Genomic DNA, 7,909 nt, shown 5'->3' with positions numbered 1-7,909 from the left:
GCCGTGCGGGCCAGGCCCGCCGCGATGGTCGCGCCATCGAGCCCGACCGCGACGGCCACGGCCGCCGCGGCCAGCGCGTTGGCCACATTGTGGCGTCCGGCCAGGGCCAGCGTCATCGGCGTGGCCGCGCCCGGGGTATGCAGGGTGAACCGGGCGCCGTCACCGGCCAGTTCGATGTCGTCGGCGTAGACGGTCGCGGCGCGCCCGGCATCCAGCGAGAAGGTCACGATGCGCCGGCCCTCGGCGAGTTCGCGCCACAGCCCGGCATAGTCGTCGTCGGCGTTGATCACCGCCGTGCCACCCTCCGGCAGCCGGATGAACAACTCCCCCTTGGCACGCGCGATGCCCGCGCGCGACCCGAAGCCTTCGAGATGCGCCCAGCCGGCGTTGGTGATCACCCCGACATCCGGACGCGCAACCGCCGCCAGCTGGCCGATCTCGCCGGGATGGTTGGCGCCCATCTCGATCACGGCCCGCTCGGCCGCGGCGTCCAGCCGCATCAGGGTCAGCGGCACGCCCAGGTGATTGTTCAGATTGCCATCGGTGGCCATGACCGGCCCGGCCACCGAGAAAATGGCCGAAATCATCTGCTTGACCGTGGTCTTGCCGTTCGAGCCGGTGACGCCCACCACCGGCCCGGCGAAACCGGCGCGGGCCAGGCGCGCAGCGCGCCCGAGCGCGTCCGTGACGTCGTCGACCACCAACTGCGAGACATCGGCCGCCACGGCATGATCCACCACGGCAGCAGCGGCGCCGGCGGCACCGGCGGCGGCAACAAAGTCATGGCCGTCGGCGTGTTGGCCGGCCAGAGCAAAGAACAGCGCGCCGCGGGTGATACGCCGGGTATCGATGCTGGCGCCGTCGAATACGGCGTCGTCACCGATCAAACGGGCGTCCAGCGCGAGCGCGAATTCGGACAGCCGGCCCTTCATGCCGCCTCCAGAGCGTGGCGGGCGGCCACGCGATCGTCGAAAGGAAGAGTGTCGTCGCCATACTGCTGGCTGGACTCATGGCCCTTGCCCGCAATCAGCACCACGTCGCCGGGTGCGGCCGCGGCGATCGCCGCGGCGATCGCGTCGCCGCGCGAATGCACGATGTCGTAGCGCGCGGCCGCAGTGACCGCCTCGGGAATCCCGTCGAGCACATCGGCCACGATCGCGGCCGGATCCTCGCTGCGCGGATTGTCGTCGGTAATCCAGAAGCGATCCGCGTGGCGTGCGGCGATCGCGCCCATCAGGCCGCGCTTGCCGCGATCGCGGTCGCCGCCGCAGCCGAAAACACACAGCAGCCGGCCTTCGACATGGGCCGAGAGCGCCGACAGCGCTGCCTCGAGCGCGCCGGGGGTGTGCGCATAATCGACGATCACCAACGGTTGCTCGTCGGTCACGTCGATGCGTTCCATGCGGCCCGGCACGGTGGGTACCGCGGCCAGCGCCTCGACGGCCTCGACCAGCGACACGTCGCGAACGAGCAACACGGCCAGCGTGGCGGCCAGGTTCCAGGCGTTGAATGTCCCGACCAGCGGGCTGGCCAGCGTCGCGCCGCCGAGATGCGTGGCGAAATCGACCACCAGGCCGTCGGCGCGGGCCGCCACGCGTTCGATGCGGACGAAGCGGGCATACTCGGTCACGCCGGCACCCTGCCCATAGGCGATATGCAGGACGCCATCACGCCCGCGCGCCAGCCACTCGCGCCCGGTGGCATCGTCGGCGTTGAGTACGGCCGCTTTCAGATCCGGACTGTCGAACAGGCGCCGTTTGGCTGCCACATAGGCCGCCTGGTCGCCGTGATAATCCAGGTGGTCGCGCCCGATCTGGGTCAGCACGGCCACGTCGAAGACTATCGCGTCGGTGCGCCGTTGCGCGAGCGCGTGCGACGACACCTCCATCGCCGCGGCGCTGTAATCGGCCGCGACCATGCGGGCCAGCCAGCGCTGCAGGCGCGCGGCGTCAGGGGTGGTGTGGGTGGCCGCGGCGAGGTCGTCCATCGCGCCGAAACCCAGCGTGCCGAGATAACCGCAGCCGACCCCGAGCGCGTCGAGTGCTCGGGCGATCAGCCAGGCGCAGGAGGTCTTGCCGTCGGTGCCGGTCACGCCGGCCACGAACAAGCCAGCGGACGGGTCGGCATACAGGCGGGCCGCAATCGCGCCGACATGTCGCGACAGATCGGGCACCGTCACCACCGGCAACGCATCGCCGAGCGTTACGCCGGCGGCGGGCTCGACCAGCATGGCCACGGCGCCGGCCTGTGCCGCCGCGCGGGCATGCGTCGCGCCGTGGCCACAGGCGCCGGCACAGGCGGCGAACAGCGCGCCCGGCGCGACCTGACGGCTGTCGAGCACCAGATCGTTGACCTCGACATCGGGCACGTCCGCCACCGCGAAACCGGCCAGCAAGCGCGGCAGATTCGCGCTGACTTGGATATCGGCCAGCACGCTAGCCTCCCGCCGTCGATGAGTCGGCGGCTGCCGTGAGCACGCCCGGCTTGTCGGGTGGCACATGCAGGATGCGCAGTGCGCTCTGCATGACCCGGGAGAACACGGGCGCGGCGACGGTGCCGCCATAGTAGGAGCCCTTGGTCGGGTTATCCACCACCACCAGCGTGACCAGCCGGGGGTGCTTGGCCGGGGCCATGCCCACGAACAACGCGCGGTGCTGATTGTGATGGTAACCGTCGTCGCTGGTCTTGCGCGCGGTACCGGTCTTGCCGGCCACGGTGTAGCCGGGAATCTTGGCCCGCTCGGCGGTGCCCTGCGGGCTGATCACACCGCGCAGCAACTGGCGCATGGTCGCAGCCGTGGACGGCTTGATCGCCTGCTGCGGCGGCGGGTGCATGTCCGCTCCCTTGCCGAGAATCAACCGCAGGCTGCGCAGCTTGCCCTTGTCGGCAATCGCCCCGTACGCCCGGACCAGCTGCAGCGGGGTGACCGCGAAGCCGTAACCGTAGGAGGCGGTCGCGGTGTCGACCTTGTCCCATTTGTAGTAGGGGCGCAGTACGCCGAAGCGTTCACCCGGGAAACCGCTGCCCGTGGTTTCACCGAAGCCGAAGTTGCGAAAATCCTGCCACACGGCCTTCGCCCCCATCTTCAGGGCGACGTGCGCGGCCCCCACGTTGGACGATTTCTGCAGGATCTTGGCGAAATCCTCGTCGCCGTAATTGAGTTCGTCCTTGACTGTGAGCCGGCCGACCATGAACCAGCCCTTGGTATGGATGATGCTCGACGTGGTGTAGAGCCCCTTGTCGAGCGCGCCCGAGAGTACGATCGCCTTGGCCGTCGAGCCCGGCTCCATCACGTCGGTGGCGGCCCGCAGGCGCATGCCGGCCTGATTGATCGTGGCGCGGTCGTTCGGGTTGAAGCTCGGGTAGGAGGCCACCGCCAGCAGCTGGCCGTTATCCGGGTTCAGCATGACCACGGTGCCGTCGTCGGCCTTGTGGCTGATCACCGCCTCCTTGATGTCGCGATAAGCCAGGTACTGCAGCCGCGAATCGATCGTCAACTTGAGATCATGACCGGGATGGGGCGCCTTGAACTCGTCCAGGTCGTCGACCACGCGGCCCAGGCCGTCCTTGATCACCTTGCGCTCGCCGGGCGAACCCGACAGAAAGCTGTTGCGCGCCAGTTCCAGGCCCGATTGCCCCTTGCCGTCGATATTGGTCAGCCCCACCAGCTGGGCGGCGGCCTCGCCGGCCGGGTAATAGCGCTTGTATTCGCGCTGCAGGAAAATGCCCGGCGCCCCCACCGCCATCACCCGGTGCGCATCGTAGGGCGACAACTGACGCTTGAGATACAGGAACTGGCGGCTCTTGTGCTGCTGCAGGTCGCTTTTCAGGTCGCTCGGGGTCATGCCGAGACGCGACGCCAGCGCGCCGAGTTTCTGCGGTGCCTTGAGTACCGCCGAGGGCACCGCCCAGACCGACTCGGTGGGCGCCGACAGCGCCAATGGCCGGCCGTTGCGATCAACGATCGCGCCACGATGCGCCGGCACCTTGACCGTGCGCACATGGCGGATGTCGCCCTGATGGGTCAGGAACTGCTCGTCGAAAACCTGCAGATCGACCGCGCGCCAGACCAGCGCCGACCCGAACACGACGAACACGCCGAGCACGAACCAGGCGCGCCAGCGCGAGGGCGTGAAGTGTTGCGGCTCGTCATCCCGGCTCACTGCTTGTCTCCGAGCACGACGTAGTGGCGCGGCTGGATCATGCCGAGCTTGTTACGGGCCACCTGGGAGACCCGGTCCGGGCTGGCCCAGGCACTGTCCTCGAGCTGGATCTGCGCCCACCTGGTGGTCAGCTGGTCCCGGGTCAGGCGGGCCGACTGCAACTGGTGAAACAGTTCGCGCGTGTCGTGCGTGGATTCCACCACCCCGATCGCGCTGATCACGTTGAGCGCCAGCAGGCTGAGCAGCACCAGCACGCGGCGGGTCACGGCGCCACCTCAGCGGCCGCGGTGCGCTCGGCCACCCGCATGATCGCGCTGCGGGCGCGCGGGTTGGCGGCCAGCTCGGCCTCGCTCGCGGTCGCCGGCTTGCCCACCAGACGCAACGCCGGCTCGATCGCCGGTGCCATCGGCAGCTCGGGCTGCGGCGGCCGCGCCTGATGCCGGAAAAACCGTTTGACCCGCCGATCCTCCAGCGAGTGAAAACTGATCACCGCGATCCGCCCGCCGGGCGCGAGCGCGGACAGGCCGGCTGCCAGACCGGCATCCAGCGCGCCGAGCTCGTCGTTGACATGCATGCGAAACGCCTGGAAGGTGCGCGTGGCCGGATGCACGCGCTTGCCCGCGGCCACGCGCGCCGGAATGGCGCGCTTGATCACGGCGGCCAGCGCCGCGGTGTCGGTCAGCCGACCCTCGGCACGGGCGTCGAGAATGGCAGCGGCGATGCGCCCGGCCATCGGCTCCTCGCCCAGCGTCTTGATCACGCGGGCGATTTCGCCGTGGCTGGCGCGCTCCAGCCAGTCCGACAGCGGCGCGCCGGCCTCCGGGTTCATGCGCATGTCCAGCGGCCCGGCATGGCGGAACGAGAATCCACGCTCGGCCACGTCGAACTGGGGCGACGACACCCCCAGATCGAACAGCACGCCGTCGACATCGTGAATCGCGCGCGCGGCCAGGGCATCGGCCATATCGGCGAACGAGGCGCGCACGAAGACAAGCCGGCCATCGGTGGCCGCCAGCGCCTGCGCATGGCGTTCGGCGTCCGGATCCTGATCGAACGCAATCACCCGGCCGCCCGGCCCCAGACGGTCGAGAATGGCGGCGGCATGCCCGCCGCGCCCGAAAGTGGCATCCACATAGACGCCGTCCGGGCGCAGGGCGAGTGCCGCCAGCGCGGCATCGAGCAGAACCGGTTGATGTTCGGCGGCCATGGCGGGGGCGAACCTCGGCGCGGTGGCGGTGGATGGTCGACGCACGTTCATAGACTGATGTCCATCAACACGTCGGGCAGATCGCCGTTGGCCGCGTCATCGGCCAGCGTGTCCGCGGTATCGGCATTGCGCTGGTTGAAGGTGTCCTCGTCCCAGAGCTCGAACAGATTGCCGATGCCTGACAGCACGGCCTTGGCCTCCAGCCCGGCCGCCGCTCGCAGCGTTGCCGGCAGCAATAGCCGACCCTGGCGATCCATGTCGATATCGCGTGCATTGCCAATGAAAAACCGCTGAATGTCGCGCACCTTCGGATTCAAGCTGCCGCGGGACAGCAACTGCTGTTCGAAAGCCTGAAATTCGGGGCCGGGATAAATCAGCAGGCAGCCATCCCAGTGGCGCGTGATCACAAGCCGGCCGCCGCAGTCATCGATCAACGACTGCCGATAAGACGCCGGGATCGCAATACGACCCTTGGCGTCAATCGTGACCGAATGCGACCCCTTGAACACTGGAGGTTCCTGCTCGTCGACTTAAACCACTTTACCCCACTTCTCGCCCTTCGACGCCACTATAGGCAGTGCCAAAACAGAGTGTCAAGTTTCTCGGCACGGCAAAAAACCCCGCCAATCAGCGGGTTCCAAGCCATTTGCGACCCTGTTTCGTCAAGCTAAAAAGCAATTCTTTCGACTTTACGTTCAACCGCTTGGCTTAAATTTATGTATATGCATACAGTTAAAACAGGCCTGAAACAGGCAAAACCGAGCGCACGAGCACGCCGGCTCGACATTGGTGGGAGAAAGTGGGTGGGATCGAGTGGCGGTGGGTCGACGGCCCTGCCCGCCTCGAGGGCGCGCCCCGTCGGCCCACTCGGGGCGCGCCATGACAAAAGAGAATCGGAGTCGGCCTGTAAGCCGGGTTCTGTCGCGCGCAGCCATTCATCTGGGACTGCCGTCACCGGCAGCCTCATGCGACCTACCCGAGGACTGTGCGGGCCGCACGTCGTCCTCCTATTTGGTCTTGCTCCGGACGGGGTTTACCGTGCCACGAACCGTTGCCGGTCGCGCGGTGCGCTCTTACCGCACCGTTTCACCCTTACCGGGTTCGCTTGCGCGAACCTTAGGCGGTCTGCTCTCTGTTGCACTTTCCGTAGACTCACGCCTCCCAGGGGTTACCTGGCGTCCTGCCCTGTGGAGCCCGGACTTTCCTCGACGCCGCAAGGCGGCGCCGCGACTGCGCGGCCGACTCCGAGCGGCGGATTCTAGGCGCTCGCGGCCCGTGACGCGAGCCCTGCGCCCGAGGCCATGCGCCAACGCCGGTCGCTCGCGGCCGGAATCGCGGCGAGGCGTCGCTAACCGGCCAGTTCCAGCGCGCGCTGATAGGCGGCATTGCGCGCCGTGCCGGTCAGGCGTGCGGCGATGGCGGCCGCCTTTTTGGTGCCGGCGACGGGCACGAGCTCGGCGAGCAGTGCGTCCAGGGTGATCTCCCCCGTGGCGGCCGCGCGCTCCGGCGCCCCCGCGATCACCAGCACGAACTCGCCGCGCCGGCGATTGTCGTCGCCGGCCAGCCAGGCCGGCAGCTCGGCCGCGCTGAGCGCCACGCTCTGCTCATGCAGTTTGGTCAGTTCGCGCGCCAGTACTACCCGGCGCTCGCCGAAGCGCGCGGCGAGATCGGCGGCGGTCGCCGCGATGCGATGGCTGGATTCGTAACACACCAGCGTGCGCGGCTCATCGGCAAGCGCATCGAGCCGGGCCCGACGCGCACCGGCCCTGCCCGGCAGGAATCCTTCAAAGGCAAATCGATCGGTGGCCAGCCCGGCGACCGACAGGGCCGCGATCGCAGCACACGGCCCCGGCACCGCCACCACGGCATGACCGGCCGCGCGCACGGCCGCCACCAATGCATAGCCCGGATCGCTGATCAGCGGGGTCCCGGCGTCGCTGATCAGGGCCACGCGCTCGCCCGCCGCCAGCCGCTCGAGAATGGGCCCGATCCGCGCGGCCTCGTTGTGTTCGTGCAGCGACATCAACGGCGTGCCGATACCCAGATGCGCGGTCAGCCGCCGGCTGTGTCGGGTATCCTCCGCCGCGATCACATCGGCCGTGGCCAGCACGTCGCGCGCACGGGCGGACATGTCATCGAGATTGCCGATCGGCGTGGCGACGATTGAAAGGGTTGCCGCGGGCGAAGGCATGATGACGTCCTTTTCGGTAAAACCAGATCGAGGCGAGCGGGGCGGCGCCCGAACGCCTGTTGCGGCTTCGTGCGGGCAGCGCATCGAAGACCGCGAATCGCGGGCTGCAGGGCGCGGGCGCTGCGTCGTGGCCGGCCACGACCCATACGCGCGACGCCGCCGCTTGCGCGCTGATATTATGCGGCAACCGTCGCGCAGCGGGGGGACTGCGTGGCTTGACCCTCTCGGGAGCAATCATCATGACAGTGTTCAAGGCAGGCCTGCGGGCCGCAGCGATCGTGGCCGCCGCCGTGGCCATGGCCGGTTGTGCGTCGCAGATGGCCGGCGGCCCGCCCTCGCAGCCGACCC

7 protein-coding genes and 1 other RNA gene are annotated in these 7,909 nt (G+C 68.7%); all 8 read right to left on the bottom strand.

Translation table 11 applies throughout. The features are described 5' to 3' along the window. The coding region (locus tag ACS8YF_RS19150; protein WP_440851700.1) for a UDP-N-acetylmuramoyl-tripeptide--D-alanyl-D-alanine ligase at positions 1-932 on the bottom strand (932 nt) is incomplete at its 3' end. After that, positions 929-2,434: a UDP-N-acetylmuramoyl-L-alanyl-D-glutamate--2,6-diaminopimelate ligase gene (locus tag ACS8YF_RS19145; protein WP_440851699.1), complete on the bottom strand. Its 1,506-nt coding sequence runs from the start codon at positions 2,432-2,434 to the stop codon at positions 929-931. The genes ACS8YF_RS19150 and ACS8YF_RS19145, both read right to left, overlap by 4 nt. 1 nt (position 2,435) lies before the next feature. Beyond that, positions 2,436-4,163 carry a peptidoglycan D,D-transpeptidase FtsI family protein gene (locus ACS8YF_RS19140; RefSeq protein WP_440851698.1) on the bottom strand — a complete coding sequence of 576 codons (1,728 nt, stop codon included), beginning with the start codon at positions 4,161-4,163 and terminating at the stop codon, positions 2,436-2,438. After that, entirely contained in the window at positions 4,160-4,429 is a 270-nt protein-coding gene (ftsL, locus tag ACS8YF_RS19135) for a cell division protein FtsL (RefSeq protein WP_440851697.1), read from the bottom strand. Before ftsL ends, ACS8YF_RS19140 begins: the two co-directional genes overlap by 4 nt. Then, positions 4,426-5,370: a 16S rRNA (cytosine(1402)-N(4))-methyltransferase RsmH gene (gene rsmH / locus ACS8YF_RS19130; RefSeq protein WP_440851701.1), complete on the bottom strand. Its 945-nt coding sequence runs from the start codon at positions 5,368-5,370 to the stop codon at positions 4,426-4,428. The genes ftsL and rsmH overlap by 4 nt, the downstream gene beginning before the upstream one ends. Before the next feature lie 47 nt (positions 5,371-5,417). Continuing rightward, positions 5,418-5,879 carry a division/cell wall cluster transcriptional repressor MraZ gene (mraZ, locus tag ACS8YF_RS19125; protein WP_440851696.1) on the bottom strand — a complete coding sequence of 154 codons (462 nt, stop codon included), beginning with the start codon at positions 5,877-5,879 and terminating at the stop codon, positions 5,418-5,420. A gap of 382 nt (positions 5,880-6,261) precedes the next feature. Continuing rightward, positions 6,262-6,616: RNase P RNA component class A (rnpB, locus tag ACS8YF_RS19120), an RNA gene on the bottom strand. A gap of 102 nt (positions 6,617-6,718) precedes the next feature. Beyond that, positions 6,719-7,561 (bottom strand): 16S rRNA (cytidine(1402)-2'-O)-methyltransferase, encoded by an 843-nt coding sequence (gene rsmI, locus ACS8YF_RS19115; RefSeq protein ID WP_440851695.1) that lies wholly within the window; start codon positions 7,559-7,561, stop codon positions 6,719-6,721. Positions 7,562-7,909 lie beyond the last annotated feature (348 nt).

The organism is Salinisphaera sp. SWV1 (assembly GCF_052044155.1).
Taxonomy (GTDB): domain Bacteria; phylum Pseudomonadota; class Gammaproteobacteria; order Nevskiales; family Salinisphaeraceae; genus Salinisphaera.
This window is presented reverse-complemented; position numbering and strand designations above follow the sequence as displayed.

What these genes read in the sequence shown, in the direction of transcription:
- rsmH (WP_440851701.1), bottom strand. Translation starts at nt 5,370, where the DNA reads ATGGCCGCCGAACATCAACCGGTTCTGCTCGATGCCGCGCTGGCGGCA.
- rsmI (WP_440851695.1), bottom strand. Translation starts at nt 7,561, where the DNA reads ATGCCTTCGCCCGCGGCAACCCTTTCAATCGTCGCCACGCCGATCGGC.